The following is a 25,665-nucleotide window of genomic DNA, read 5'->3' as shown; positions in this document are numbered from 1 at the left end:
GACCGATGCTCCCTGGGGAGTCACTCCAGCAAGAATGACCCCGCAGTCACAACGTGGCGTGTCCCACATTGGGACACCGCACCGCTAGCGCTCGGGGGGTCGCAGAGGGCATGCTTGCAGAGTCCACAAGGGAGTAGATATGCATAGAGTCGCCGATCGGCGAATCAAGATTGCCGCTGCTCGCGCCAATTTTCTGCGCTTCGGCCATGCCGAAACCCAATCGGTTCCCGGCCCGGTGGCAGCTTCCTGGCAGCGATCCGTCTCGGCCGGCGTTGATGCTGCCTCGTCGCACGCGGTGTTTCACAGCGACCTCGATCTCACCGGTCGGCTCATGCGCTGCTCGGCCCCGGTCATTGCGCGACTGAGTGACGAGATGGCAGAGATGCCGCTGTCGATCGTGCTGACAGACTACAAAGCGAGAATTCTGAGTCGTTCCGAAACCGACAAGACCATCGGAACCCTGCTCGACGAGGTGTCGCTTGCGCCGGGTTTCAACTATGCCGAGGCCAGCGTGGGCACGAACGGCATCGGCACCGTGCTCGAGTCGGGTCAGTCGCTGTACATAGTGGGACCTGAACATTTTCTGGAGCACCTGCAGCCGTTCGCGTGCGCCGGCAGCCCCATTCGGGACCCGCTCACCGGCCGCGTCGAGGGGGTGCTTGACATCAGCTGTCTGAGCGAAGATTCCAGTCCGCTCATGCATTCCCTGGTACGGTCCGCCGCGCGTGAGATCGAGCGCAACCTGCTCGTCGACCGCAGCCAACGGCAGCAGGCACTGTTCGAGGCATATGTGCGAGTCGATGCCCGCACCCGCGGAGCCGTCATGGCGATCGGTGGAACCGTGGTGATGGGCAACGCCGTAGCGCAGAGCCTATTCTCTCCCGACGAACAGTGGACCATTCACGAGCATGCCCGGTACTTGATGATCGCCCCGGGGCAGCCGGTCGACCAGATCGAACTCTCATCGGGCAAGGTCGTGCAGATTCGGGGCAAGCGCGTCGTGGTGGGACCTGACGTTGCCGGCGTCGTCGTCGTCGTCGACATCCTGTCCGAGCCGGCGCCGGTACCCGCATCCAGGCTCACGCTGCCGCAGCTGCGTGAGCAGCGGGTGACCGAACCGGCGCCTGGCGGCGTTGCCGCGTCATCGGCGATCCTCCGCGATGTAGCTTCCTTGCTCGGCAAACGCGCCTCGAGCAGCATAGTTACTGCGATCACCGCTGGCGCCGCGCTGCTTGTTCTGGGTGAAGCTGGCGGCGGCAAGGTATCGCTGCTCGCCGAACTCTACGGCCAGATCGTTCCGCTGGGCCGTAAAGTCGTGTTCCGCGCTGACGAGCTCAACGAGCGCGGCCTGCACTCGATCATGGACACCGACCTGGCCACTGGCGACGCCCGGCCGACGCTGTACATCTTTCGCAATTTCGACCGCTTGAGCGAGTCGGTCGCTGCGGAACTGGACGCATTTCTGGTCATTCGGGAGGCGACGGCCGCCTCGGGCGGCATCGCCGCTACGGTGTCCCAGCCAGACCTGCAGGCAGATCTGGCTGCTGCCCGCCCCTACACGACCCTGCTGCACCATTTTGAGACTTCCGTCACGGTCGCGCCGCTTCGGCATCGCATCGAAGACCTGCCCGACATTGTCACCCGGGTGCTCGCGCGGCGGGCCGGACTTCGCCCCGCCACCGTGAGCGCGGGCGCGATGCGGGTGATCTCCCGCTATCCCTGGCCGGGCAACATTCGTCAGCTCGAAGAGGCGCTCGACACCGCCCTGCGAACACGCCCGGTAGGTGCCATCCAGGCCGAAGACCTGCCCGCCTACTGCCACGGCGGCGCACCCCGGCTGTTGTCGGCGCTCGAAGCGGGGGAGCGCGACCTGATCGTCGGCGCTCTGCACAAAGCCGACGGCAACCGGATGCGCGCCGCCGAGTCACTGGGAATCGCCCGGTCGTCCCTCTACCGCAAGCTCAAAAGCTTCGGCATCAGGGTCACCGACTCGTAGTCGCGGCTGGCCGCATCCGCTTGATCGACCAGACCACCACGACGGTGACGAGCGCCATCGCGCAGAGGCCGAGAGTGGAATACCCGGCCAGCGCCAAGATTGGCCCGGCGAGCGCGCCGCCGAGCGCGCCGGCCGCGTTCATGGACAGGTCGGAGAATCCCTGCAGCGAGGAGCGATCCTCAATGTCGACGGCCTCCGACACGAGCGCCGAACCCGCCACAACGGATGCCGACCAGCCCAGTCCCAGAAAGATGAGGCTTACGGTCATGGTGCTCTGCGATCCGTCGCTGAGCCAGGCCACAGTGAGGGCCACGAGCAGCAGGGTTTGTCCGGCGAGAATGACCGGCAGGCGACCGAGCCGGTCGGAGAGCGCGCCGAATACGGGGGAGAGGGCATACATTCCGGCCACGTGCAGGCTGATGGTCAGCCCCACGATCGTAAGGGTGGCGCCGTGGTCACGCAGGTGCACCGGCGCCATCGACATCAGGGCCACCATCGTGGCGTGACTGAGGGCAATGACCAGCACCGCATAGCGGGCCGCCGCGTTGCTCCGCAGAATAGCCAGGCCGCCACTGGCCCGGCGGATTCCCGCACTCGTCGTGCGCGCTGCGAGCGCCGTCAGCAGGGGGTCGGGTCGCAGGCCGAGAGCGTAGACAAAGGCGGCGGCGACCGTGGCCGCGAGGGAAAACGCGAACGCGCCCGTCATGGCCGGAAGACCGAGGGCGGCGCCGAGCGCTTCGCCCGGTCCGAACAGGTTGGGGCCGAGCACGGCACCGATCGTCGTTGACCAGACCACGACGGAGAGATCCCGAGCTCGAAAGCGCGAGGTGGCCAGGTCGGTGGCGGCGAAGCGGGCCTGCAGGTTGGTGGCTGAGCCGGCGCCGAGCAGCATCAGAGCCAGCAGGAGCAGCGGAAAGATGTCGATGGACACCGAGAGGATGGCGAGTATCGCGCCGGTTCCCGCAATGAGCGAACCCGTTGCGAGCGACACACGGCGCCCGCGCGCTTGCGCCAGACGGGCCAGCGGTACGGCTACGATCGCCGCCCCCAGCGTGCTCATGGTGGCGGCCATGCCCGACCAGGCGCTCGATCCCGACAGCTGGGCGGCGAGGAGCGCGCCGAGCGACAGGGTCGCGCCCATGCCGATTCCGCCGAGAATCTGGCCCGTGATGAGTACCCGCACGACGCGCTTCTGCAGGGCGGTGTGCCCCACTGGAACCGGTAGCGGTGCCGTCGATTCGGCGGGCGTCGTGTCCTGTGTCATCGTCTGCTCCCCCTGGTACGGCATCGGAAGGCCCGCGTTGCCGTGCACCTGAGGTTCACTCTATCGAGCAGCCCGCGTAGCCCGGTTTGCATCATCGCAGTATACCTCCTAGGGTATAAGCGATTCCGGCCGGTGAGCAGCGCACCTGCCGCTAGCCTCGCGCATTCGGCAATGGGAACCTGCGGTCAATGAGACTATGGAGCAATGACCGGAACACTCGTGGCCAAGGGCCTGGCCGGCGGCTACGCGCACCGCACCCTCTTTGAATCGCTCGACCTCACCGTCGCCCCCGGCGACGTCATCGGCGTGGTCGGTGCTAACGGGGCCGGCAAGTCCACGCTGCTGAACCTGCTGGCGGGGCTCGGCGAGCCGCAGGCCGGCACCATCACGCTCAGCCCAGCGGATGCCTTCGTCGGCGCGCTCCCGCAGGAACACGAACGTGTGTTCGGCGAAACGATCGCCGGCTACATCGCCCGGCGCACCGGCTGCGCCGAAGCGACGCTTGAGCTGGATACCGCGGCATCCGCTCTCGGAGACGGGCAGCCGCGCGCTGACGGAATCGACCCGGCCGACACCTATTCGACCGCGCTCGGGCGCTGGCTGGCCAGCGGCGCCGCCGACCTCGACGAGCGGCTGCCCATCATGCTCGCCGATCTCGGTCTCGCCCTCGGCGAGAACCTCAGCGCAGGCAGCCCGATGACCGCGCTTTCTGGCGGACAGGCCGCGCGCGTCGGGCTCGCGGCCCTTCTGCTCTCCCGTTTCGATATCGTGCTGCTCGACGAGCCCACCAACGACCTCGATCTTGACGGACTCGAACGCCTCGAAGCCTTCGTCACTGGCCTTCGCGGCGGTGTCGTGCTGGTCAGCCACGACCGCGAATTTCTCGCCCGCTGCGTCACACGGGTGCTCGAACTCGACCTCGCGCAGGGCGCGAACAGGGTGTTCGGCGGCGGCTACGACTCCTACCTCGAGGAACGCGAAACGGCCAGGCGGCACAACCGGGAGAACTACGACGAGTTCGCCGCCAAGAAGGCCGACCTCGTCGGACGAGCCAGAACCCAGCGCGAGTGGTCGAGCCAGGGCGTGCGCAACGCCATCAAGAAGGCGCCGGACAACGACAAAATCCGGCGCAAAGCCTCCGTCGAGTCGAGCGAGAAGCAGGCGCAGAAGGTGCGCCAGATGGAAAGTCGCATCGCGCGCCTCGACGAGGTCGAGGAACCCCGCAAGGAGTGGCAGCTCGAGTTCACCATCGGTTCAGCCCCGCGCTCAAGCGCGGTCGTGGCTACCCTGAACAACGCCGAGTTTCGGCAGGGCGACTTCGTGCTCGGCCCCGTCTCCTTGCAGGTCAACGGCGGCGAACGCATCGGCATCACTGGTCCCAACGGCGCCGGCAAATCCACCCTGCTGCGCGCCCTGCTCGGCCGTCAACAAGCGGATACCGGCAGCGCCCTCCTCGGTGCCAGCGTTGCGATCGGCGAAATTGACCAGGCCCGGGCGCTTCTGGTCGGGGCACGGCCCCTCGCCGCGAGCTTTGAAGTTCTTGTGCCCGAGCTCTCGCCCGCGGAGGTGCGCACCCTGCTGGCCAAGTTCGGCCTGAAAGCCGACCATGTGAACCGCCCGGTCGACGACCTGTCGCCGGGGGAGCGCACGCGGGCCGGACTGGCGCTGCTGCAGGCGCGTGGTGTGAACCTGCTCGTGCTCGACGAACCGACCAACCACCTCGACGTCGCGGCGATTGAGCAACTGGAACAGGCGCTCGAGCGCTATGAAGGCACGCTGCTGCTGGTCACCCACGACCGGCGCATGCTGGCCAACGTGCGCACCGACCGGCACTGGAATGTCGACGCGGGCCGGGTTCTCGAAGTCTGACGGTCACGTCCTGACAGCTCACCGGGGCAGGGCCATCAACTTCTTTTGGTGCCGTTTTTCGTGGGTAACCACGATCATGTGCGGTACTGTGAGGCCGGCCAGGCCGATGAACAGCACCTGCAGAATCTGTTCCGGTATATCGCCGCTGGTGCCGATGACGAACAGCAAAGCACCGACCGCGAGGATTGGCACCACGGTGTACACGGCCACGATCAGGGTGGGTAGTCGCCCGCCGCCACGTTCCTCGGCAAACCCCGCCCTCAAATGCCGAAAGCTGTGCAGAGCACAGAAATACACCAAAAAGAACACCAGCGGTTCGCAGGCCAATGCGAGCACCGATGCCAGCACGATTTCCACGCTCTCATGCGGCCGATGCCGCACTGCGGCGACGGCCGCCACCAGCAGCCCGGCCAGAGCGAGCGGTGCCAGCCCTGCCTGCATGCCCGACACCATCGCGCCGCCAGCACCGGCAAGTACCACGTAGGCAGCGCCCACCTGATCCGGATGTGAGAAGGCCGGTACGCTCAGCAGCCCGAATCCGGCGAGAAAGCGTAGCCACACGCCACGGTCAGCGTTCCAATCAGACCCGAAATGCAGCGCCGACACGATCAGGAACGCAACCAAGCTCAGCACCGGGGCGACCAGCCAGAGCAGCACGACACCGACCACAATCACGATGTATACCGTGTTGAACGCGGCAAAACCCAGCGGGGTTCGCCAGATGCCGGCGCGACGCGCGATCAGTGGATCGAGGGCACCGTGCGGCAGACCCAGCACGGCGACGAGCACGCCGAGAAGTACGACCTGAAGCATAGGTGAGGGCATCGGCAGGCCGAACGCGAGCAGGGCCAGCGTGGTCAGTGCCAGACCGGAGAACACCATCGTTTCGATGGGGACGTGGCGGAGCCGGGCCGTTGCGCGGGCGGTACCGACTCGGGGCGCGGCGACCTGCTCCATCATTGCGTCTCGCCCGAGCCCGTGGTCGCAGTGGGCGTGGCGACCGGTATGGCCTGTGCAGCCGATGCAGAGGTGAAGACTGTGGGTGCGGCAACCTGGGCGATGAACGGGCTCCAGGGTAGGCTTAATATGATTTTGGCATAGTCACTGGCCCGGGCGCCGTCGCTGAGGAAACGCACCAGGGTGGCCGGCGGCACACCGCGGGCCAGAGCGAGAAAATACTCTGCAGTGCGTTCCGGGTGCGCGCGAACGGCCTGGAGAAAGATGCGGTCGAAGGTGCGTCGTAGCCATGGTTCTTCGGGATGCCCCACCGCTTCCTGCCCCGCCAGGAGACGATCCGTGCACATTTGCGCCCACCGTTGAATACGCAAGAATCCATAGCCTGAGGCGGCTCGCAAAGCGCCGCCCGCATTGCCGGCAAGCACCACCCCGGGTATCTCCGGCACGGTCTGGCGGCCCAGTCCCATGGCCAGCACCCCACCCTCGGTGCGCACCCGACGAACGTCATTTAGACCCAAGCCCGATAAAACGTGGTCCAACTCACCGGCCAGAAGTTCCCGTTTGATCGGCGCTGTGCCGAAGCGGGTCCACTCCACGATGGCCCGGTTCGGACCCAATGGCAGCGCGTACACGAAGCTCAGGCCTTGCTCGTCGGTGGCAAGCGACCCCATCAACGTCACCTCGGTCGGGTCGAACGGATGCTGCCCGCCACACTCGAATTCAACGCCCACAAAACTCTGATAAAGCATCGCCGCAGCGGGCCGTGGTCGCGTATCGATCACCTGACGGGCCAGCAGCGTGCCGGCGCTGGTTTCGACCCGCACACCGTCCGGCACCGCACTTACCATTTCGGCGCGCACGCCGAGACGCAGGTCTACACGCGGCGACTGAGCGATGTCGGCCTGCGCGCTGGCATAGAAGTCGATGCCACGAATGTACTGGTAGAACAATTCCGGAACCTGGTGCCGAACCGCGCTACCTGCGGCATCAGAAAAGCTCCACGTCGTCCAGCGATGTGAAACCAGGTGCGAGAGTTCATGTTGTTCTGGCTGCCAAAAGCACCAGCTGCGGTCATCCTGGTACGCGGTGCGCGGTTCGACGACGACCACGCGCGGGCCGGATGGCGCGCGCGCCAGCCGGGCCGCCAAGCTGAGCCCCGCCAGTCCCGCACCGAGCACCACAACGTCAGCGTCTTCGACAGAGTTCATTTGTGCTCTATTTCTCTTAACCACATGCTGAGGTGGGGTGAAACTGTTGCACGATCGAGTCGGCTGCGACAGCTGAAGAAATCTACGGATGAATAGCTACTACCTATGGACGAGGATTTGGAGTAGGTTTCCTAATATACCTAGCTAGGTTACCTAATTAGGTGCTTTATCTCCCTTACAATCAGCGATTCTCGAGCATCAGAGGCCATTTTGATACCTGATTCACTAACCCAAGTGCAGTACGACACCATCTACAACATCTTCTCCCTCGTGATTGCCTCGCAGCTTTTCACCTCCATCTTTCTGGTCATCAGCCTGCCGCGCGTATTGCCGCGATACCGTCAGGCACTGACTGTCGCGGCGATCGTTTGTGGTATCGCGGCATATCACTACTTCCGCATCTTCAATTCCTTCACCGAAGCATTCGTGACCGAGGCCGTCGGCGGCCGCGGTGATTATGTTCAGGTCGCCGGAGCGTCATTCAACGAGGGATACCGCTACGTCGACTGGCTGCTGACGGTTCCCTTGCTTCTTCTTGAACTCGTGGCCGTTCTGGCCCTGGCCCGCAAGGTGCAGAGCAGCCTGCTCACGCGACTCATTCCTGCTGCTGCCCTTATGATCGCTCTCGGCTACCCCGGCGAAATGGCGTCGGACAACCTCACCCGCGGCATCTTCGGTCTGCTCTCTTCGCTTCCCTTCGCGTATATCCTCTACGTGCTCTTCGTCGAACTGACCAAGTCGCTCGACCGCCAACCCGCCACGGTGCGTAAGACCATCAGCCTGCTGCGACTGCTCTTGCTGGCAACGTGGGGCGTCTACCCGATTGCCTACCTGCTGCCTGGACTTGGTATCGACGGGTCCGACGCATGGGTCGGCCTCCAGATCGGCTACTCCGTAGCAGATATCCTGGCCAAGTGCCTCTACGGCCTGATCATCTTCCGGATCGCGCGGATGAAGTCCTTCTCAGATGACCAAGCCTTTGCCGAGGTCGAACTGACTCTGGAGGAGGCGACGAGCCTCAAGCAGCCTATCGTTCAGAATCGGCGGAAATAGCCGCGAACCCTTCGATATGAACGGGGCCTGCCAGACCGGTAATCGGTCCTGCAGGCCCCTTTTGGGCGCCACGTGCATCGCCAAACGATCGTCTCTGATCAGCGCGACTGGCGCTTCTTGCCGAGCTTCGGCTGTCCCTTCACCGCGGGGGCGCGGCCCTTGCCCTTGTTGGCCTTGGCTTTGCCGCCGCCACCTGAACCACCTGAACCGCCGCCAGCCTGCGTGCCTCGACCGGCAGCTTGCGCCAGCTCGAGCCGCGCGTCGTCCAGAAAGGCGACCCCGATCTCGGTGAGGGTCGTGCTCTCGGCGGCACGGTCGAACAGGGCATAGCCGAGTTCGGCCTCGACCCGCTTCACCGAGGCGCTGAGGGTGTCGCGGGAGACACCGAGTGTCTGCGCGGCGCGGGCGAAATCGGGCGCCTCAGCGGCCGCCACGAAATGTGCCAGCAGGGTGATGTCCACGTGAAGCCTCTCGTCGGTTGCGCGGGTTGCGCGCAGCCCTTCTAGGCTACGCGCCGAAACCGGCCGAACCCACCGCTGCCCCACGGATGTCCGCACCCGGTGGAATCACGGATACCAGCATCCGGCGATTCGTAACCGCGAACACGGGCCGGGGGCTAGGCGCGGCGCCGTCAACGTGGTTCGCTGGGAGCATGACGACCCTGCCGATGTTCCCCCTGGGATCCGTGCTGTTCCCTTATATGCCGTTGCAACTGCGGGTGTTCGAGGAACGCTACCTCGTCATGCTCGCGCGCGTGCTCGATTCCCCGCCGGCTGAGTTCGGCATCGTGCTGATCGAGCGCGGCCAGGAGGTTGGTGGCGGCGAACGTCGCTTCAGTATCGGTACCGTAGCCCGCGTCACCCAGCTGGAGGCGCCGGAGGGGTACCTCGGCTTGGTCGTGCAGGGCGAGCGCCGAATCGAGGTGACCGAGTGGATGCCGGAGAACCCGCATCCGCTTGCGACCGTGCGTGAGCTGCCCGACCTGGAATGGGACGATGCTTTGTTGCCGCGGCGGGAACAGGCGGAGCAACTCGTGCGCCGAACCCTTTCGCTGGCGAGCGAATTCGCCGACCAGGAGTGGTCGCCCGAGGTGGAGCTCTCGCACGATCCGACCGCGGCCGCCTGGCAGCTCGCCGCGATCGCCCCGGTGGGACCGCTCGACCAGATCGCTCTGCTGCGCTCTGACAGCATGGCCAGCCTGCTCGACAACATCATCGAGCTGACCGAGGCTGCGGCCGAGTCCCTGGCCTGGTGACCGCCACTGAGGTGTGAGTTTCGCGCCGAAAAGTCGAGGAATTTGCCCCGAACTCACACCTCGGCGGCGAACCTAGACGCCGATGTCGCGCTGGCGCAGCGCGAGCGCGGCGGAAGCGGCCAGCACGAGCGAGATCGCGTAGAACACGACAATCGTCGTGACGCTCGCGCCCGTACTGAGCGGGCTGGTGCCGAACGCCCAGTAGTACGGGCTCAGGTTGTGCAGCCATTCCAGGCTCGCGCTCTGGCTGCCGAGGGCGTTGAATACGTAGCCGAGCACGGCCACAGCGGCACCGGCAGCGATGCCGCCGATGCGTCGCCCGGTCAGCGCTCCGCCGAGCAGCGCGGCGGATGCCGTCAGCAGATTCACCCCGCCGAACAATAGGCACATGCCGAGCAGGTTTCCCACTTCAATCTGCAGTTTCGACGAATCGTTGAGCAGCAGCACGACCAGGAACAGCAGCGCGGAGAGCGCGAGGATCTTTACCGCGATGGCGCAGAACCGGGCCACGGCTACCTGTACCCGGGTGACCCCGTGCGCGAGGGTGAGCTCGAGCCGCCCGGATTCCTCGTCGCCGCCGAGAGCGCCCGCGCCCCAGCTGGTCGCCGCAATGCTCAGGAGCAGAAACCCGATCAGCCCAAACAGGGTCGCCTGGGTATAACCGGCGCCGGTGCCGATCTGGTCATAGTTGAGCGTTTTCACCAGTTCCGGCGGCAGCTGGTCGATGAGGGCCTGCATGCCGGAGGCACCGCTCATGCTCGGGTAGAGCGGAAGGTACAGAAAAGCGGCCGCAGCCAAGCCCGCACCCCAGCCCAGCAGGCCACGCCACGAATCGGTGAACACCTTGCCGAACAGCGGCAGCGGCGCCCGGCGCACGTTCAGCGGGCGGTCCTGCACGATGCTCATTTCGCCACCGCAGCAGGCGCTGAGTAGAGCTTCAACACGGATTCCTCCAGATCGGGTGCCTCGAGTACGAGGTCCCGCAGGTGCAGGGTGGAGATCGCCTGCACGAACGGCGCGATCTCACCGCTCAGGGTGGCGACGGCTTCGGCGTCCCCGGTTGGCGTGAGGGTGCAATCGAGCGTGGTGACGCCGTCCAAACCGCCGAGTACGGCAGCCAAATCGGTGGGGCGAATGCCGCCTGCGACCAGGCGCAGGTGGCGGATGGCCGTGGCTCGCAACTCCTCCACACTGTTGATCGTGACGATGCTTCCGCCCCGCAGAATGGCGACCTCGTCGGCCGCCTGCTGAATTTCACTGATCACGTGCGAGGAGAGAAAGACGGTCTGGCCGCGGTCACGGGCTGCGCGCACCAGCCGAAGGAATTCCTGCTGCATCAGCGGGTCGAGGCCGCTCGTGGGTTCGTCGAGCACGAGCAGCTCGGGCTGGTGCATGAACGCCTGCACGATGCCGAGCTTCTGCTTGTTGCCCTTCGACAACTTTCGTACCGGGCGGTCCAGGTCAAGCCGAAGCCGTTCGGCCAGCTCCTGCACGTGACCGGCGGCAACCGGCCCCGAGATATCGGCGTAGTGCGCCAGCAGGCGGCGCCCGCTCGTGCGCCCCTCCAGAATCAGCTCGCCCGGCAGATACCCGATGCGGCGCCGCAGTTCCGGCCCCGCATTGCGCGAGCGGGTACCGAGCACGGTCGCCTGCCCCGACGTCGGCCGAATAATGTCGAGGAGCGCCCGCATGATCGTGGTCTTGCCGGCCCCGTTGGGCCCGATCACCCCGAACACCGTGCCGCGCGGCACCTGAAAGGTCACCCCGTTTAGCGCCCGATTGTGGCCGAAGTGCTTGACGAGGTCGACCACGTCGATTGCGGCGCCCGGTGGGGTGACTCCATCGCGAACGTGCGTGGACCGACCGAGTGCAATGTGGCTCACGAAGACTCCTTGGCTCTCGCTGCGAATTTAGTCCTCGACCGTGAGGCGGGCAGTGTCTAATGGTTTAGATGATAGAAACTTCACCAGCGGATGCCCCACCGTCCGCTTCCGGCGCGATCATCGGCCCCGACGGCCTCAGACGCCCGGCCTGGGCCGCGGTCGACCCGATGCTGCGCGACTACTACGACACGGAGTGGGGCGTTCCGGTACGCAGCGAACACGCCCTGTTCGAGCGCATCAGCCTTGAGGCGTTCCAGTCTGGGCTGTCCTGGGCCATCATTCTGCGCAAGCGCCCCGGGTTTCGCGCGGCCTTCGCCGACTTCGACCCCGATCGCATCGCCGCCTTCGACGACGACGACGTGGCCCGGCTGCTGAACGACGAGAAGATCGTGCGCAACCGCCTGAAGATTCGCGCCACCATCACCAACGCCCAGGCCACCATCGCCCTCCGTGAGCAGGGCGGTCTGGTCGACTTCGTCTGGTCGTTCCAACCCGACGAAACCCCCGAGCCGGCAACGCAGGCCGACGTACCGACTCGCTCCGCGGCATCCGCTGCCCTGTCGAAGGCCCTGAAGAAGGTGGGCTTCGTCTTCGTCGGACCCACCACGATGTTCGCGCTGATGGAGGCGATCGGCATGATCGATACCCACCTGCTCGATAGTCACCGTCGCGGCAGCAGCGGGGTGTGGGGCTAGGCTGGGCGCTACCAACTGAATATCGGGCCAAATGGTCGATGCGGGAGAGTTCGGCGCGAGCGCGTACGAACACCGAAGGAGCAATCCTCCCCGACAATCTCTCAGGTACTCGTACCGCATCGAACTGGCCACTCTGAAAAGAAGACCGGGCGCTTACCGGTCTCGCCCACGGTGAAAGTCAGCGTCCGCGCTGGTGAAGCTCTCAGGCACGAGCGACAGAGGGGGAGTTCCCACGCGGCTCAATCGAGTCGCGAACACCGCCGCGGCCGGCTCTCGGCCCTGTCACACGGAGAACTCATGACCTCGGCCGATTCCAGCACCCCCGCACCGATCGAGCGGTTCTCGCCCCTGCACCAGGCGCACGTCGATGCCGGCGCCAGCTTCACCGACTTCGCGGGCTGGCAGATGCCGGTGCGCTACTCGAGCGACCTTGCCGAGCACCACGCTGTGCGCACCGCGGCCGGCCTGTTCGACCTGTCGCACATGGCCGAGATTCTGGTCGAAGGACCGGATGCCGCCGCCTACCTCGACTACGCGATGGCGGGCAAGCTTTCGATGATCGAACTCTGGCAGGCCAAATACAGTCTGCTCCTGGCCGAGAATGGCGGGATCATCGACGACCTGGTCGTCTACCGTCTGGGCGACACCAAGTTTTTGGTCGTAGCCAACGCCGGCAACCGGTTCGCCGCCTTCGAGGCGCTCGCGGAGCGAGCCACAGACTTCGACGTCGCCGTGGTCGACCAGAGCGATGACTACGCGCTCATCGCCGTGCAGGGCCCGAACGCCCTCGCCATCCTGGACGCGACCGAGGGCGTCACTGACCTGGGCACCGACCTGCACTTCATGAAGTATTACCGCATCACGGATGCCTTCTTCCGCGGCCACCCCCTGCTGGTCGCCCGCACCGGATACACCGGTGAAGACGGCTTCGAGCTCTACCTCGCGGCCGAGCACGCCCGCGAACTGTGGGACGCACTGGTCGTAGCGGGCGCCGACCAGGGACTCGTTCCGGCCGGGCTCGCCAGCCGCGACACCCTCCGGCTGGAGGCCGGCATGCCGCTGTACGGTCACGAGCTGACGCTCACGACCTTCCCGGCCCAGGCCGGCCTCGGCCGCGTCGTCAACCTGAACAAGGAGAACGATTTCGTCGGCCGGGCCGCGAGCGAGACGGGGCCGGAGGGTGGGGCATCCGTTTTGGTGGGCCTGATCGCCGCCGGCAAGCGCGCCGGTCGCGCCGACTACGAGATCTTCCGCAGCCTCGATGCAGCGCACAGCGACGGCGTCATCACGAGCGGCGCGCTCTCGCCGACACTTGGCTACCCGATCGCCATGGCCTACGTCACCCCCGACCTGGCCCGCCTCGGCACCGAGGTGTACGTCGACGTGCGCGGTACCCGCCTCCCAGCAACCGTCACCTCGCTTCCCTTCTATAAGCGCGTCAAATAACTCTTCCCTGTTGAACCAATTCTGAAATCCGTGCAACTTGCGAAAGGCAACACCATGACAGACACATCGAAATTGCAGTACACCGCCGAGCACGAGTGGGTTCTGGTCGAGGGAAACGTCGCGACCGTCGGCATCACCGCGTACGCCGCTGAGAAGCTCGGCGACGTCGTCTTCGTCGAACTGCCCGAGGTGGGCAGCACCGTCGCCGGCGGCACGGTCGTCGGCGAGATCGAGTCGACCAAGTCGGTCGGGGAACTGTTCGCACCGGTGAACGGCACCGTCACGGCCACCAACGACGCCGTGGTGGAGAGCCCCGAGCTCGTCAACAGCGACCCGTTCGGCGAGGGCTGGCTGATCAGGGTGGAGTTCGAGACCCTTCCCACCCTGCTCACCTTTGCCGAGTATTCAGCCCTGATCGGGGAGTAATCGCAGATGAGCCACGCTTTCGCGCAGCGTCACATCGGAACGAATGTTGACGCCCAGTCCCACATGCTCGCCACGCTCGGCTACGCCTCGGTCGACGACCTCGTCTCCGCCGCCATGCCGGCGTCGATCCACGCCGACCTGTTCCGCCAGGACGCAGACAGCGCCCTGCCGCCCGCCGCGACCGAGAACGAGGCCGTTGCCGAACTGCGCGCCCTCGCCGGCCGCAACACGGTCAAGCGCTCCATGATCGGCCAGGGCTATTACGACACGTCCACGCCCGCCGTGATCAAGCGCAACGTGTTCGAGAACCCCAGCTGGTACACCGCCTACACGCCCTACCAGCCCGAGATCTCGCAGGGCCGGCTCGAAGCGCTCATCAACTTTCAGACCATGATCGCCGATCTCACCGGGCTGACCACGGCCAATGCGTCGATGCTCGACGAGTCCACCGCGGTCGTCGAGGGCATGCTCCTCGCTCTGCGCGCCTCCAAATCCGGGTCGCGTCGATTTATCGTCGACACGGATGCCTTTCCCCAGACCCACGCGCTGCTCGTCAATCGCGCCGCCGCCCTCGGTATCGAACTCGCTCAGGTCGCACTGACAGAGCGGACCACCGCCGAGGACCTCGGCGACTACTTCGGTGTCTTCGTGCAGTACCCGGCGGCCTCCGGTCGCATCTGGAATCCGGAAGGCGTCATCGGCCTCGCCCACGAGCACAAGGCGCTCGCCGTCGTGGCCGCCGACCTGCTCGCCCTCACCCTGCTCAAATCGCCCGGCGACCTCGGTGCCGATGTCGCCGTCGGCACCAGCCAGCGCTTCGGCGTGCCGATGGGTTTCGGTGGACCGCACGCCGGCTACATGGCCGTGCGCAAGGGCCTCGAACGCCAACTGCCTGGCCGCCTGGTCGGTGTGAGCGTCGACGCCACCGGACACCCGGCCTACCGCCTCGCCCTGCAGGTGCGCGAGCAGCACATTCGCCGCGACAAGGCCACCTCCAACATCTGCACCGCCCAGGTGTTGCTCGCCGTCATGGCCGGCATGTACGCGGTCTACCACGGGCCCCAGGGCCTGAAAGCGATCGCCACCCGGGTTCACGAGCGGGCCGGCGCTCTCGTTGCCGCTCTGCGGGCGATCGACGTCGACGTGCTCACCGACGCCTTCTTCGACACCATCCAGGTCAACGTGCCGGCGGGCGCCGCCGAGGTCGTTGCGAAGGCAGCCGCGAGCGGCTACAACCTGCACCAGGTCGATGCGAACACCATCAGTATCTCCGTCGACGAAACGACCACGCTGGCCGATCTCTCCTTCGTCGTGGGCGCGTTCGGTGGCCGCGACGCGTTCGGCCACGTGGACTTCGACGACGTGCAGCACGGGCTGCCAGCTGACCTCGATCGCGAGAGCGAGTTCCTCACCCACGCGGTGTTCAACACGCACCGTTCCGAGACCAGCATGATGCGCTACCTCAAGCGCCTCGCCGACTACGACTACGCGCTCGACCGCGGCATGATCCCGCTCGGATCCTGCACCATGAAGCTCAACGCGGCGAGCGAGATGGAGGCCGTCAGCTGGCCCGAATTCGCTGGAATCCACCCCTTCGCGCCCACAGCGGATGTCGAGGGTTACCTGCACCTGGTGCGCCAACTCGAAACCTGGCTGACCGATGTCACCGGCTACGACTCTGTATCGCTGCAGCCGAACGCCGGCAGCCAGGGCGAACTGGCCGGACTGCTCGCCATTCGCGGGTTCCACCAGTCGAACGGTGAAACCGGTCGCACGGTCTGCCTGATCCCGTCGAGCGCACACGGCACCAACGCGGCATCCGCTGCACTGGCCGGCATGCGCGTTGTGGTCGTGGCCTGCGACGACCTCGGCAACGTGGACCTGGCCGACCTGCACGCCAAGATCGCCGAGCACGCTGAGAACCTGGCTGCCCTCATGATCACCTATCCGTCGACCCACGGGGTCTACGAGCACGAGGTCGCGACGATCTGCAAGGCAGTGCACGACGCCGGCGGCCAGGTCTACGTCGACGGCGCCAACCTCAATGCGCTGCTTGGTTTCGCCCGCTACGGCGATTTCGGCGGCGACGTCTCGCACCTGAACCTGCACAAGACGTTCTGCATTCCGCACGGCGGCGGCGGTCCCGGTGTCGGCCCGGTCGCGGCCAAGGCGCACCTCGCGGCGTTCCTGCCGGGACATCCGCTCGCCCAGAGCGACGAGCACTACCTGCTCGGTGCTGCTGGAGCCACCGCCACCGTCGTGCACGGCGGTGGGCCGGTCTCGGCGGCGCCCTATGGCAGCCCGAGCATTCTGCCCATCTCCTGGGCCTACGTGCGCATGATGGGAATCGACGGCCTCAAACAGGCCACCGCCGCCGCCGTGCTGGCCGCCAACTACGTCGCCAAGCGCCTGGAGAACAGCTACCCGCTGCTCTACTCGGGCGAAAACGGCCTGGTCGCGCACGAGTGCATTCTCGACCTGCGGCCGCTCACCGCGGCCACCGGCGTGAGCGTCGACGACGTGGCCAAGCGCCTCGTCGACTACGGCTTCCACTCGCCGACCATGAGCTTTCCGGTGGCCGGCACGCTCATGGTCGAACCCACCGAGAGTGAAGACCTCGGCGAGATTGACCGCTTCATCGACGCCATGATCGCGATCAAGGCCGAAGCGGATGCCGTCGCCGCCGGCCGCTGGCCCGCCGACGACAATCCGCTGCACAACGCCCCGCACACCGCTCAGTCCGTGATCGAGGGGGAGTGGGAGCATCCGTATGACCGGGCCACCGCTGTCTACCCGCTCGCGTCCCTGGTGCGGAACAAGTACTGGCCGCCGGTGCGCCGCATCGACAACGCCTACGGGGACCGCAACCTGGTCTGCGCCTGCCCGCCGCCCGAGGCCTTCGAGTAGGGGGTATCTCAGCTGGCCGGGGCGAGCAGCCCCGGCCACCAGGCCAGCGCGAGCGGATAGCCGACAAAAGAGAGAATGTCGAGCAGCCAGTGCGTCACCACAAGCGGCATGGTGCGCCCCCAGCGGGTGTAGCACCAGCCGAACACGACGCCCATTGCCACGTTGCCAAAGAATGGTCCGACACCCTGGTAGAGGTGGTAGCTGCCGCGCAGCACGGCCGAGCTCACAATGATGGTCCAGGTCGACCAGCCGAGTTCGCGCAGCCGCGTGAACAGGTAGCCCACCACGATGAGTTCCTCGAGCAGCGCTGCCTTGAGGGCGGCGAAGACGAGAATCGGAATGGTCCACCAAAAGGTATCGAGCGGCGAGGGCACCACGGCCACTGTAAAGCCGAATGCTCGGCCGGCCAGGTAGAGCGCGAGCCCCGGAATGCCGATGACGAGGAGAAGCCCGAAGCCGCCGAGCAGATCCTTGCCCGGTCGGGTGAAGTCGAAGCCGAGGCGGGTGAACGGGCTCTGGCCGGGCCGCCACAGCAGAAACAGCACCAGCGCTACAGCGGCGAGGCCGAACGCAATGCCGAGAAATTGGTAGGTGAAGTCGAGCCACTCTCGTGGCGACTGCGACCCGTTGAGCGTTGCCGACTGGTCGGCGAGGGGGGTCGTATCGGTCAGGCGGGCCACGATCGACACGATCGAGTACACGGCCGAGGCCCCGAGCGAAAGGGCGAGCACGATGCCAATCTCCCAATACAACGGTGAATTACCGAGCCGGTAACGGTGCGGGGCGGATGCTGGCGGCATGGCCCTATCCTGCCACCTCGGCATCCGCAGACGCTCGCGTCGCGATCGCGGGGGAAGCATCCGTTCGAAACCCGCCTCGCAACATATGTGCAAAATGACAGTGTGTGACGCTCAATAGTTGTCAGATAGATTGCGCGTCTGTAACATTTTTCGCCGCATTGCCCAATCTGGGTAAGTAACAAACTAGGGTCGTAACAACCCCCCAACGTTGAGTCGGGTCTTTTGCGGCCAAAATTGGGTTGACTCTACTGGCGCGTGACACGGTCAAGAGCTGTGTCAGGCGCCCTTTTGTGCATTGGAGCAAAAATTGAAAATCAGGAGAATGGGCATTGTCGCCATCGCTCTCGCCTCGACCGGAGCTCTCATGCTCTCGGGCTGCGCGGGCGGCGCAGAGACCTCCGCTGAAGGCGGCGCGATCATCACCACGAACGGCACCGAGCCGCAGATGTCGCTGATCCCCACCAACACCACCGAGGTCGGCGGCGGAAAGATCATCACGTCGATCTTTGCCGGCCTGATCTCCTACTCGGCCAGCGGTGAAATTCAAAATGAGGTCGCCAAGTCGATCGAGTCCGACGACGCCACCAACTGGACCGTCACGCTCAACGATGACTGGACTTTCACCAACGACGAGCCGGTCACCGCGCAGTCGTTCGTCGACGCCTGGAACTATGGTGCCCTCTTCGATAACGCACAGGGGTCCTCTTACTTCTTCGACAACATCGTCGGTTTCTCCGACGTGCAAAACTCCATGGACGACCCCTCCGGCGCGGTCGGCGAAGATGGAGCCCCGCTGCAGGTTGGCGATCCGCTAACCGACGGCATGTCCGGCTTGAAGGTCGTTGACGACACCACGTTCACCGTGGAACTCGCTGGCACCGAGGCCGACTGGCCGCTGCGCCTCGGCTACTCCGCCTACTCGCCGCTGCCCTCCGTGGCCTTCGAGGATATGGACGCCTTCGGTCAGAACCCGATCGGTAACGGCCCGTACATGCTCGCCAGCGCGGATGCCTGGCAGCACGACGTGCAGATCGACCTCGTCACCAACCCGAATTACGCGGGCGTGCGCACCCCGAAGAATGACGGTTTGACCATCTTCTTCTTCGCCTCTTTCGACGCCGGCTACGCTGCCGTGCAGGGCGGCGACCTCGACGTGCTCGACCAGATCCCCGAATCCGCACTGGCGAGCTACGAATCCGATTTTCCGGACACGTTCGTGAACGAGCCGGCCGCGGTTTTCCAGGCGTTCAACATGCCGTACTACCTCGAGCACTGGTCCGGCGAGGAGGGCAAGCTGCGTCGTGCAGCCCTCTCTATGGCAATTGACCGCGCCGAGATCACCGATGTTGTCTTCCAGGGCACCCGCACCCCGGCCACCGACTTCACCTCCCCGGTCATCGCCGGCTACTCCGACTCCCTCAAGGGTTCCGAAGTACTCGAGTACAACCCGGAAGAGGCCGTCGCACTCTGGGCTGAGGCCGACGCGATCTCTCCCTACACCGGCACCTTCGACATCGCCTACAATTCCGACGGGCCGCACCAGGCCTGGGTCGACGCAGTCGTGAACAGCGTCAAGAACACGCTCGGCATCGACGCGGTTGGCAAGCCCTACCCGACCTTCGCGGCCGCAATCGATGACCGCGACACCCAGGCGTTGACCGGCGGCACCCGCGCCGGCTGGCAGGCCGACTACCCGTCGCTGTACAACTTCCTCGCGCCGCTGTACAAGACCGGTGCCGGCTCGAACTACGAGGGCTACAGCAGCGAGGCATTCGACACGCTCCTCACCGACGGCGCCGCGGCGTCGAGTGTTGAAGAGGCCACGGCCAAGTACGTCGAAGCACAGGAAGTTCTGCTGCAGGACCTCCCGACCATCCCGCTGTGGTACCAGAACACCTCCGGTGTTTGGTCTGACACGGTGAGCAACGTTGAGTTCGGCTGGGATTCTGTGCCGCTCTACCACGAGATCACCAAGAACTAACCATTCGTTCCTAGTACGTCGTTACGAGAGGCCCGGGGTCATGCCCGGGCCTCTCGAGTTCCACTTAATGATTGCGACTTTTTCATGCACTCGACTTCTCCCGTGCCGACCAGCACCGTGTCAACTGCGCCGACGGGTAGCTGATGCTCTGGTATACCGGCAAGCGCCTGCTCCAGATGATCCCCGTGTTCTTCGGCGCCACTTTCTTGATCTACTTCATGGTGTTCTCCCTGCCCGGAGACCCCATCGCTGCCCTCTATGGCGAGCGGCCCCCGTCGCCCGCCGTCATCGCACAGATTCGTTCCGAATACAACCTCGACAAGCCGTTCATCATGCAGTACCTGCTCTACATCGGTAACTTCTTTCAGGGTGACCTCGGCACCACGTACTCCGGTCGCTCCGTCTCGGACGTCATGGCTTCTGCCTTTCCGATCACGGCACGACTGGCCATGCTCGCCCTCGCCTTCGAAGCCCTCTTCGGCATCCTGGTCGGCCTCGTGGCAGGTCTCCGCAAGGGCAAGCTGTTTGACGCGAGCGCCCTCGTGGTGAGCCTGCTGCTGATCAGCGTGCCGACCTTTGTGATCGGCTTCGTGCTGCAATTCGTGTTCGGTGTTCAGCTCGGCTGGGCTCGCACCACGGTGAGTGGGGCGGCACCGCTCGACGAACTGATTTTGCCAGCGCTGGTGCTGGCATCCGTTTCGTTTGCCTATATTGTGCGGCTCACCCGGGCGAGCGTGTCGGACAATCTTAACGCCGACTTTGTGCGCACCGCTACGGCCAAGGGCCTCTCCCGACCCCGCGTCGTTACCGTGCATGTGCTGCGCAACTCGCTGGTTCCCGTGGTGACCTTTCTCGGCGTGGACATTGGCTCGCTCATGGTCGGTGCCATCGTCACAGAGGGCATCTTCAATATCAACGGGGTCGGTGGCACCGTCTTTAAGGCCATTCGCCTCGGCGAAGGACCGACAGTGGTGTCGTTCATCGCCGTGATGGTCGTGATCTTCGTACTCGCCAACCTGCTCGTCGATCTGCTGTACGCAGCTCTGGACCCAAGGATCCGTTATGCCAAGTAAGAATCAGGGCGCGCAGCCGCACTTCGTTGCAGCGCTCGAAGACACCCCCCTCGTGGCCATCGACCGCCTCGATGAGACCGCGAAAGCGCGCAGTACTTGGGCGGATGCCTGGGACGCGATGCGACGCCGGCCCAGCTTCTGGATTTCGTCCGGACTCATCCTGCTGATTGTGCTTGTTGCGCTGGTCCCCACCTTGTTCGCCTCGGTATCGCCGACGCAGTGCCAGTTGTCGGACAGTAACGGGGTGCCGCAGTCCGGGCATCCGCTCGGATTTACCTTTCAGGGCTGCGATGTCTACGCGCGGATTATTTTCGGCACGAGTGCCTCGGTGACCGTCGGCATGCTGGCTGCCGCCATCGTTACCCTGTTCGGTCTCATCGTCGGTGCCCTCGCTGGCTACTACGGCGGTTTCCTCGACGCCGTCGTCTCGCGCATCGGCGACATTTTCTTCGCCGTTCCGACCGTGCTCGGCGCCATCGTGCTGCTCTCGGTATTGCCAGACCGCACCCCGGTCGTGATCGCCCTCGTCATCTCGATCTTCGCCTGGCCGCAGGTCGCCCGCATCATGCGCGGCGCCGTGTTGACCGCGCGAAACTCGGACTATGTCGTGGCCTCGGTCGCGCTCGGTGTCTCGAAGTTCAAGATTTTGCTGCGGCATGTCGTTCCCAACGCCATCGCCCCCGTGATCGTCATCGCGACGGTCTCCCTCGGCACGTTCATCGTTGCGGAGGCCACGCTTTCGTTCCTGGGCATCGGCCTCGGCCCCGGCACCATGTCGTGGGGCCGCGATATCGGCGAAGCACAGACGACCATCCGCACGAGCCCGCAGGTTCTGCTGTACCCCTCGATCGCGCTGTCTCTAACCGTGCTGGCTTTTCTCATGCTCGGTGACGTGCTGCGCGACGCGCTCGACCCCCAGGCGAGGGCACGCCGATGACTCAGTTAGCGACCGAAACCGTGAATCAAATTTCGTCCACCGACTCCGCACCGCTCCTGGAGATCAAGAACCTCGAGGTCGGGTTCCGCACTCAGCGCGGTGTCGTGCCCGCCGTGCGCGGCGTGAGCCTTACGCTCTTCCCCGGCCAGACTCTCGCGATCGTGGGGGAGTCCGGCTCGGGCAAGACCACGACCGCGCAGGCCATCATCAAGCTGCTGGCCGGCACCGGCCAGGTGACCGGCGGACAGATTTTGTTTGAGGGCCGGGACCTGACCACCCTGAACGCCGCCGAGATGCAGGCCGTGCGCGGTCGTCAAATCGGTTACGTTCCGCAGGACCCGATGAGCAACCTCAACCCGGTCTGGAACATTGGGTTTCAGGTGTCCGAGGCCATCAAGGCTAATAGCGGCCTCCGTGGCAAGCCACTGAAGGCGCGCACCATCGAAGTGCTGCAGGAGGCCGGCCTGGCGGATGCCGCCGACCGGCTCAAGCAGTACCCGCACCAGTTCTCCGGCGGCATGCGTCAGCGCGTGCTCATCGGCATTGGGCTCTCGGCCCGGCCGAAGCTGCTCATCGCCGACGAGCCCACGAGCGCGCTCGACGTCACCGTGCAGCGTCAGATTCTCGATCACCTCGCGACCCTCACCCGGGATTACGGCACGAGCGTGCTGTTCATTACGCACGACCTCGGTCTCGCCGCCGAGCGGGCCGAACAGCTCGTGGTGATGTACAAGGGCAAGGTCGTCGAATCGGGGCCGTCGCAAGAGATTTTGGCCAACCCGCAGCACCCGTACACCCAACGCCTCGTCGCTGCGGCTCCCAGCCTCGCCTCACGACGCATTCAGGCCAAGAAGAATCAGGATGCCCCGACGTCCGAAATCTTCTCGGCCGGCGGTACCGATACGGCGCTGATCGCCCGCGCCACCGAACGAGAGCTGGCGGCGACCGGCAAGGACCTCATCTCGGTCGAGGGCATCACCAAGATGTACCGCATCCGTAAGTCGGGGCTGAAATATGACGAACTCCTCGCCGTGAACGACGTGTCGTTCGGGGTCAAGAAGGGCACCACCACGGCGATCGTGGGGGAGTCCGGGTCGGGCAAGTCCACCGTGGCCAAGCTCATTCTGCAGCTGGAAGGCCTCACCAGCGGGCGGATTGAATTCGAGGGACGCGACGTTGCCGGGCTCAAGGGCCGCCAGTTGCTGAACTTTCGCCGCCGGGTGCAGCCGGTGTTCCAGGATCCGTACGGCTCACTCGACCCGCAGTACAACGTGGGGAACACCATTGCGGAGCCGCTGCTGGCGCACAAGGTCGGCACCAAAAAGGAACGCCAGAAGCGCGTGCTGGAGCTGCTCGACCAGGTCTCGCTGCCGGCCTCGACGCAGTTTCGCTACCCGAGCGAGCTCTCCGGCGGCCAACGCCAGCGCATTGCCATTGCGCGGGCCCTGGCGCTCAAGCCCGATGTACTCGTGCTCGACGAGGCCGTCTCCGCGCTTGACGTGCTCGTGCAGGGGCAGATCCTGAACCTGCTCACCGAACTGCAGACCGAGCTGGGGCTGACCTACCTGTTCATCACCCACGACCTCGCGGTGGTGCGTCTCGTTGCCGACAACGTCTGCGTCATGCAGAAGGGGCGCATCGTTGAGGCGGCGTCGACCGATGACGTGTTCGACAGCCCCCGCGAGCTGTACACGCAAGAGTTGCTTGCTGCCATTCCTGGTGGCGACTTCGAGTTCGGTCGCTAACCTGCGTTCAACACACAGGCCCGACCGGTAATACTGGTCGGGCCTGTGTGGTTTAACCGCCGTCACGTGCGCTGGTCGGTGGCGCATTCAGTGGTCTGGCCTGCTGAAACGGTGCAAACATTGCGCGCGGCCGCAACAAACGCAGTAATTGTGCACAATGCGCCCCCGGAACGAAAATAAATGGTGATATTTGGTAACGGTTCGGGTACTTATTGAGCGAAGCCGAGGTTTTCTCTCTATGGTCATATTTATCCGCGCTCGACCTGCGGCCAAATCGCCGTGGTCGACGATCACTTCGCCCAGGAGGAATCTTGTCCATCAGAGGAAAACTGTTCAGGAAGAGTCTCAGTGGGGTCGCCGTTCTTGGCGTCGCCGCCCTTGCCCTGACCGCATGCACCACATCCGGCAGCACCACCACGAATACGGATACCGCGGCCACCGGCGGCACGGTGACGGTCGCGGTGGTCAACGACTTCACGTCGTTCAATAACCAGACCCCCCAGTCGAACCTCGACACCAACGGCCAGGTCGGTTACCTCATGGGTAACTACGGCTCCGCCTTCTCCTACATCGATAAAGACTTCAAGATCGTGCACGAAGACAAGTTCGGCACCTTCGAAAAAACCAGCGACGACCCGCAGACGGTCACCTATACGCTGAATCCCGGCAACAAGTGGTCGGACGGTGAGCCCGTCACGGCCGACGACATGGTTCTGGCCTGGGCGACCGGTGCCGGCTATTACAACAGCTCAACCACCGACCCCGACAGCGGCGACGTGGTCTCTGGCACCCAATACTTCGAGATCGCCGCGAGCACCGCAGGCCTCGACACGACCGCCTTCCCCACGGTGAGCGATGACAACCTGTCGATGACCCTGGTCTACGGCACCCCCTACGTGGACTGGGAGCTGGTCAACCCGATCGGCCAGCCGGCCCACATCGTGGCCAAGAAGGCCGGACTCAGCTCCGCCGCCGACCTGACCGCCCTGATGAAGAGCCTGCCCAAGGGTGACCCGGCCAACCCGGCTGCGGCCGACCCCACGCTGAAGGCCGCCGCCGACTTCGTGAACACCGGCTACGACGTGACCGCGTTCCCCACCGACCCCGACCTGCTCGTCTCGAGCGGCCCGATGGTGCCGACCGGCTGGACCCCCGGCCAGTCCTTCACCATGGAGCGCAACAAGTACTACGTGGGTGGCATGATTCCCAAGATCGACAAGATGATCCTGCGCGTCATTCCGGACGCCAACGCCCAGGTCACCGCCCTGCAAAACGGCGAGGTCGACATCATCAACCCGCAGGCATCCGCTGATACGCTCACCGCTCTGGAGAATACCGGAGCCGACGTACTGACCGGAGACCAGGTGTCGTATGACCACCTCGACCTGCGCTTCGACCAGCCGGTCTTCGCCGACATCAAGGTGCGCCAGGCGTTCCTGAAGACCATCCCGCGTCAGCAGATCCTCGATTCCATTGTGACGCCGGTCAACCCCGACGCCAAGGTGCTCAACTCGCAGATCTGGGTTCCCGCCAACGAACCGTACGCAGATTCCGTCGCCAACAACGGCTCGAAGGACTATGCCGATGTGGACATCGAGGGCGCCAAGGCCCTGCTGGCCGGCGCCACCCCCTCGGTGCGTATTTTGTACAACACCAACAACCCGAACCGGGTCGATGAGTTCCAGGCCATCCAGGAATCGGCCGCCAAGGCCGGCATCACCGTCGTTGACGCTGGGTCTCCGGACTGGAGCAGCCTGCTCTCGGGCGGCGACTATGACGCTTCACTATTCGGCTGGATCAGCCCCGGTGTCGGCTCGGCCGGCATCTCGCAGATCTTCTCGACCGACGGTGGTGGAAACTACAACCACTACACGGGAACGAATGACGACGCGATTGCGACCCAGACCACTCTGGATCCCGACAAGTTGATCGCCCTGGAAAAGAAGATGGACAAGCAGATGTTCGCGGACGCTTACGGCCTGCCGCTCTTCCAGCTGCCCGGTGTGTTCGGTGTCGCCAAGCGCGTGAGCGGTGTGGAGTACATGGGTAACCAGACCGGTCCGTTCTGGAACTTCTGGGAATGGTCCGTCAGTAAGTAGCGAGGTCGAAAGACGCGGCTTGATCGCGCAGTTGGGCTCCTGGGTTCGCCCAGGAGCCCAACTGGCGGGTC

20 protein-coding genes and 1 riboswitch are annotated in these 25,665 nt (G+C 65.0%); of the genes, 13 read left to right on the top strand and 7 right to left on the bottom strand.

What is annotated here, in order from left to right; genetic code table 11:
- Window positions 1-139: 139 nt before the first annotated feature.
- Window positions 140-1,996: a sigma-54-dependent Fis family transcriptional regulator gene (locus E3T29_RS14405; protein WP_134346304.1), complete on the top strand. Its 1,857-nt coding sequence runs from the start codon at window positions 140-142 to the stop codon at window positions 1,994-1,996.
- Here the strand turns inward: E3T29_RS14405 and E3T29_RS14400 are convergent.
- Complete coding sequence (locus E3T29_RS14400; RefSeq protein WP_134346303.1) at window positions 1,983-3,260, bottom strand: MFS transporter; 1,278 nt, start codon at window positions 3,258-3,260, stop codon at window positions 1,983-1,985. The two genes, E3T29_RS14405 and E3T29_RS14400, sit on opposite strands and share 14 nt — an antisense overlap.
- Before the next feature lie 204 nt (window positions 3,261-3,464).
- On the opposite strand from E3T29_RS14400, the gene E3T29_RS14395 reads away from it, so the two are divergent.
- Complete coding sequence (locus E3T29_RS14395) at window positions 3,465-5,129, top strand: ABC-F family ATP-binding cassette domain-containing protein (RefSeq protein ID WP_134346302.1); 1,665 nt, start codon at window positions 3,465-3,467, stop codon at window positions 5,127-5,129.
- Window positions 5,130-5,147: 18 nt separating this feature from the next.
- Here E3T29_RS14395 and E3T29_RS14390 read toward each other — a convergent pair whose 3' ends face one another.
- Both E3T29_RS14390 and E3T29_RS14385 read right to left on the bottom strand, forming a co-directional pair.
- Window positions 5,148-6,089, bottom strand: coding sequence for a Brp/Blh family beta-carotene 15,15'-dioxygenase (locus tag E3T29_RS14390; RefSeq protein WP_134346301.1), 942 nt, complete (start codon window positions 6,087-6,089; stop codon window positions 5,148-5,150).
- Entirely contained in the window at window positions 6,086-7,267 is a 1,182-nt protein-coding gene (locus E3T29_RS14385; protein ID WP_166792421.1) for a lycopene cyclase family protein, read from the bottom strand. Before E3T29_RS14385 ends, E3T29_RS14390 begins: the two co-directional genes overlap by 4 nt.
- 261 nt (window positions 7,268-7,528) lie before the next feature.
- Between E3T29_RS14385 and E3T29_RS14380 the strand changes: the two genes are divergently transcribed.
- Window positions 7,529-8,347, top strand: coding sequence for a bacteriorhodopsin-like (locus E3T29_RS14380; RefSeq protein ID WP_241980444.1), 819 nt, complete (start codon window positions 7,529-7,531; stop codon window positions 8,345-8,347).
- Between the two features lie 98 nt (window positions 8,348-8,445).
- Here E3T29_RS14380 and E3T29_RS14375 read toward each other — a convergent pair whose 3' ends face one another.
- Window positions 8,446-8,808: a LysR family transcriptional regulator gene (locus E3T29_RS14375; RefSeq protein ID WP_134346298.1), complete on the bottom strand. Its 363-nt coding sequence runs from the start codon at window positions 8,806-8,808 to the stop codon at window positions 8,446-8,448.
- A 191-nt stretch (window positions 8,809-8,999) separates the two neighbouring features.
- On the opposite strand from E3T29_RS14375, the gene E3T29_RS14370 reads away from it, so the two are divergent.
- On the top strand, window positions 9,000-9,602 hold the full coding sequence (locus E3T29_RS14370; protein ID WP_092340724.1) for an LON peptidase substrate-binding domain-containing protein: 603 nt from the start codon (window positions 9,000-9,002) through the stop codon (window positions 9,600-9,602).
- 72 nt (window positions 9,603-9,674) lie between these two features.
- On the opposite strand, the gene E3T29_RS14365 is transcribed toward E3T29_RS14370, so the two are convergent.
- A complete protein-coding gene (locus tag E3T29_RS14365) occupies window positions 9,675-10,508 on the bottom strand; it encodes an ABC transporter permease subunit (RefSeq protein ID WP_134346297.1) in 834 nt (277 codons plus the stop codon).
- The gene (locus E3T29_RS14360; RefSeq protein WP_370449179.1) at window positions 10,505-11,476 is read right to left on the bottom strand and encodes an ABC transporter ATP-binding protein; all 972 of its coding nucleotides are present in this window, start codon (window positions 11,474-11,476) and stop codon (window positions 10,505-10,507) included. The genes E3T29_RS14365 and E3T29_RS14360 overlap by 4 nt, the downstream gene beginning before the upstream one ends.
- Before the next feature lie 77 nt (window positions 11,477-11,553).
- On the opposite strand from E3T29_RS14360, the gene E3T29_RS14355 reads away from it, so the two are divergent.
- The 4 genes from E3T29_RS14355 (at window position 11,554) to gcvP (ending at window position 16,959) form a co-directional block, all read left to right on the top strand.
- Complete coding sequence (locus tag E3T29_RS14355; protein ID WP_134346296.1) at window positions 11,554-12,180, top strand: DNA-3-methyladenine glycosylase I; 627 nt, start codon at window positions 11,554-11,556, stop codon at window positions 12,178-12,180.
- A gap of 31 nt (window positions 12,181-12,211) precedes the next feature.
- Window positions 12,212-12,307: riboswitch (glycine riboswitch) on the top strand.
- 170 nt (window positions 12,308-12,477) lie between these two features.
- A complete protein-coding gene (gcvT, locus tag E3T29_RS14350; protein WP_134346295.1) occupies window positions 12,478-13,626 on the top strand; it encodes a glycine cleavage system aminomethyltransferase GcvT in 1,149 nt (382 codons plus the stop codon).
- Between the two features lie 54 nt (window positions 13,627-13,680).
- Entirely contained in the window at window positions 13,681-14,052 is a 372-nt protein-coding gene (gcvH, locus tag E3T29_RS14345) for a glycine cleavage system protein GcvH (RefSeq protein WP_134346294.1), read from the top strand.
- 6 nt (window positions 14,053-14,058) lie between these two features.
- Window positions 14,059-16,959, top strand: coding sequence for an aminomethyl-transferring glycine dehydrogenase (gcvP, locus tag E3T29_RS14340; protein WP_134346293.1), 2,901 nt, complete (start codon window positions 14,059-14,061; stop codon window positions 16,957-16,959).
- A gap of 8 nt (window positions 16,960-16,967) precedes the next feature.
- Here the strand turns inward: gcvP and E3T29_RS14335 are convergent, their stop codons facing one another.
- On the bottom strand, window positions 16,968-17,759 hold the full coding sequence (locus tag E3T29_RS14335; RefSeq protein ID WP_134346292.1) for a CPBP family intramembrane glutamic endopeptidase: 792 nt from the start codon (window positions 17,757-17,759) through the stop codon (window positions 16,968-16,970).
- Window positions 17,760-18,081: 322 nt separating this feature from the next.
- On the opposite strand from E3T29_RS14335, the gene E3T29_RS14330 reads away from it, so the two are divergent.
- The 5 genes from E3T29_RS14330 (at window position 18,082) to E3T29_RS14310 (ending at window position 25,594) form a co-directional block, all read left to right on the top strand.
- The gene (locus E3T29_RS14330; protein WP_134346291.1) at window positions 18,082-19,740 is read left to right on the top strand and encodes an ABC transporter substrate-binding protein; all 1,659 of its coding nucleotides are present in this window, start codon (window positions 18,082-18,084) and stop codon (window positions 19,738-19,740) included.
- A 143-nt stretch (window positions 19,741-19,883) separates the two neighbouring features.
- Window positions 19,884-20,813 carry an ABC transporter permease gene (locus E3T29_RS14325; protein ID WP_092340732.1) on the top strand — a complete coding sequence of 310 codons (930 nt, stop codon included), beginning with the start codon at window positions 19,884-19,886 and terminating at the stop codon, window positions 20,811-20,813.
- Window positions 20,803-21,750, top strand: a complete 948-nt coding sequence (locus E3T29_RS14320) for an ABC transporter permease (RefSeq protein WP_092340733.1) — start codon at window positions 20,803-20,805, stop codon at window positions 21,748-21,750. Before E3T29_RS14325 ends, E3T29_RS14320 begins: the two co-directional genes overlap by 11 nt.
- Window positions 21,747-23,495, top strand: a complete 1,749-nt coding sequence (locus E3T29_RS14315) for an ABC transporter ATP-binding protein (protein WP_092340734.1) — start codon at window positions 21,747-21,749, stop codon at window positions 23,493-23,495. Before E3T29_RS14320 ends, E3T29_RS14315 begins: the two co-directional genes overlap by 4 nt.
- 311 nt (window positions 23,496-23,806) lie before the next feature.
- On the top strand, window positions 23,807-25,594 hold the full coding sequence (locus tag E3T29_RS14310) for an ABC transporter family substrate-binding protein (RefSeq protein ID WP_134346290.1): 1,788 nt from the start codon (window positions 23,807-23,809) through the stop codon (window positions 25,592-25,594).
- The last annotated feature ends 71 nt before the right edge of the window (window positions 25,595-25,665 follow it).

This window comes from Cryobacterium sp. TMT1-66-1 (assembly GCF_004403435.1).
Lineage (GTDB): Bacteria > Actinomycetota > Actinomycetes > Actinomycetales > Microbacteriaceae > Cryobacterium > Cryobacterium flavum.
Note: the sequence above shows the minus strand (reverse complement) of the source record. Positions and strands in the feature narration are given on the sequence as shown.

What these genes read in the sequence shown, in the direction of transcription:
- E3T29_RS14325 (WP_092340732.1), top strand. Translation starts at nt 19,884, where the DNA reads ATGCTCTGGTATACCGGCAAGCGCCTGCTCCAGATGATCCCCGTGTTC.
- gcvP (WP_134346293.1), top strand. Translation starts at nt 14,059, where the DNA reads ATGAGCCACGCTTTCGCGCAGCGTCACATCGGAACGAATGTTGACGCC.
- E3T29_RS14330 (WP_134346291.1), top strand. Translation starts at nt 18,082, where the DNA reads ATGGGCATTGTCGCCATCGCTCTCGCCTCGACCGGAGCTCTCATGCTC.
- E3T29_RS14355 (WP_134346296.1), top strand. Translation starts at nt 11,554, where the DNA reads ATGATAGAAACTTCACCAGCGGATGCCCCACCGTCCGCTTCCGGCGCG.
- E3T29_RS14315 (WP_092340734.1), top strand. Translation starts at nt 21,747, where the DNA reads ATGACTCAGTTAGCGACCGAAACCGTGAATCAAATTTCGTCCACCGAC.
- E3T29_RS14365 (WP_134346297.1), bottom strand. Translation starts at nt 10,508, where the DNA reads ATGAGCATCGTGCAGGACCGCCCGCTGAACGTGCGCCGGGCGCCGCTG.
- E3T29_RS14400 (WP_134346303.1), bottom strand. Translation starts at nt 3,260, where the DNA reads ATGACACAGGACACGACGCCCGCCGAATCGACGGCACCGCTACCGGTT.
- E3T29_RS14320 (WP_092340733.1), top strand. Translation starts at nt 20,803, where the DNA reads ATGCCAAGTAAGAATCAGGGCGCGCAGCCGCACTTCGTTGCAGCGCTC.
- E3T29_RS14395 (WP_134346302.1), top strand. Translation starts at nt 3,465, where the DNA reads ATGACCGGAACACTCGTGGCCAAGGGCCTGGCCGGCGGCTACGCGCAC.
- gcvT (WP_134346295.1), top strand. Translation starts at nt 12,478, where the DNA reads ATGACCTCGGCCGATTCCAGCACCCCCGCACCGATCGAGCGGTTCTCG.
- E3T29_RS14405 (WP_134346304.1), top strand. Translation starts at nt 140, where the DNA reads ATGCATAGAGTCGCCGATCGGCGAATCAAGATTGCCGCTGCTCGCGCC.
- E3T29_RS14335 (WP_134346292.1), bottom strand. Translation starts at nt 17,759, where the DNA reads ATGCCGCCAGCATCCGCCCCGCACCGTTACCGGCTCGGTAATTCACCG.
- E3T29_RS14390 (WP_134346301.1), bottom strand. Translation starts at nt 6,089, where the DNA reads ATGATGGAGCAGGTCGCCGCGCCCCGAGTCGGTACCGCCCGCGCAACG.
- E3T29_RS14370 (WP_092340724.1), top strand. Translation starts at nt 9,000, where the DNA reads ATGACGACCCTGCCGATGTTCCCCCTGGGATCCGTGCTGTTCCCTTAT.
- gcvH (WP_134346294.1), top strand. Translation starts at nt 13,681, where the DNA reads ATGACAGACACATCGAAATTGCAGTACACCGCCGAGCACGAGTGGGTT.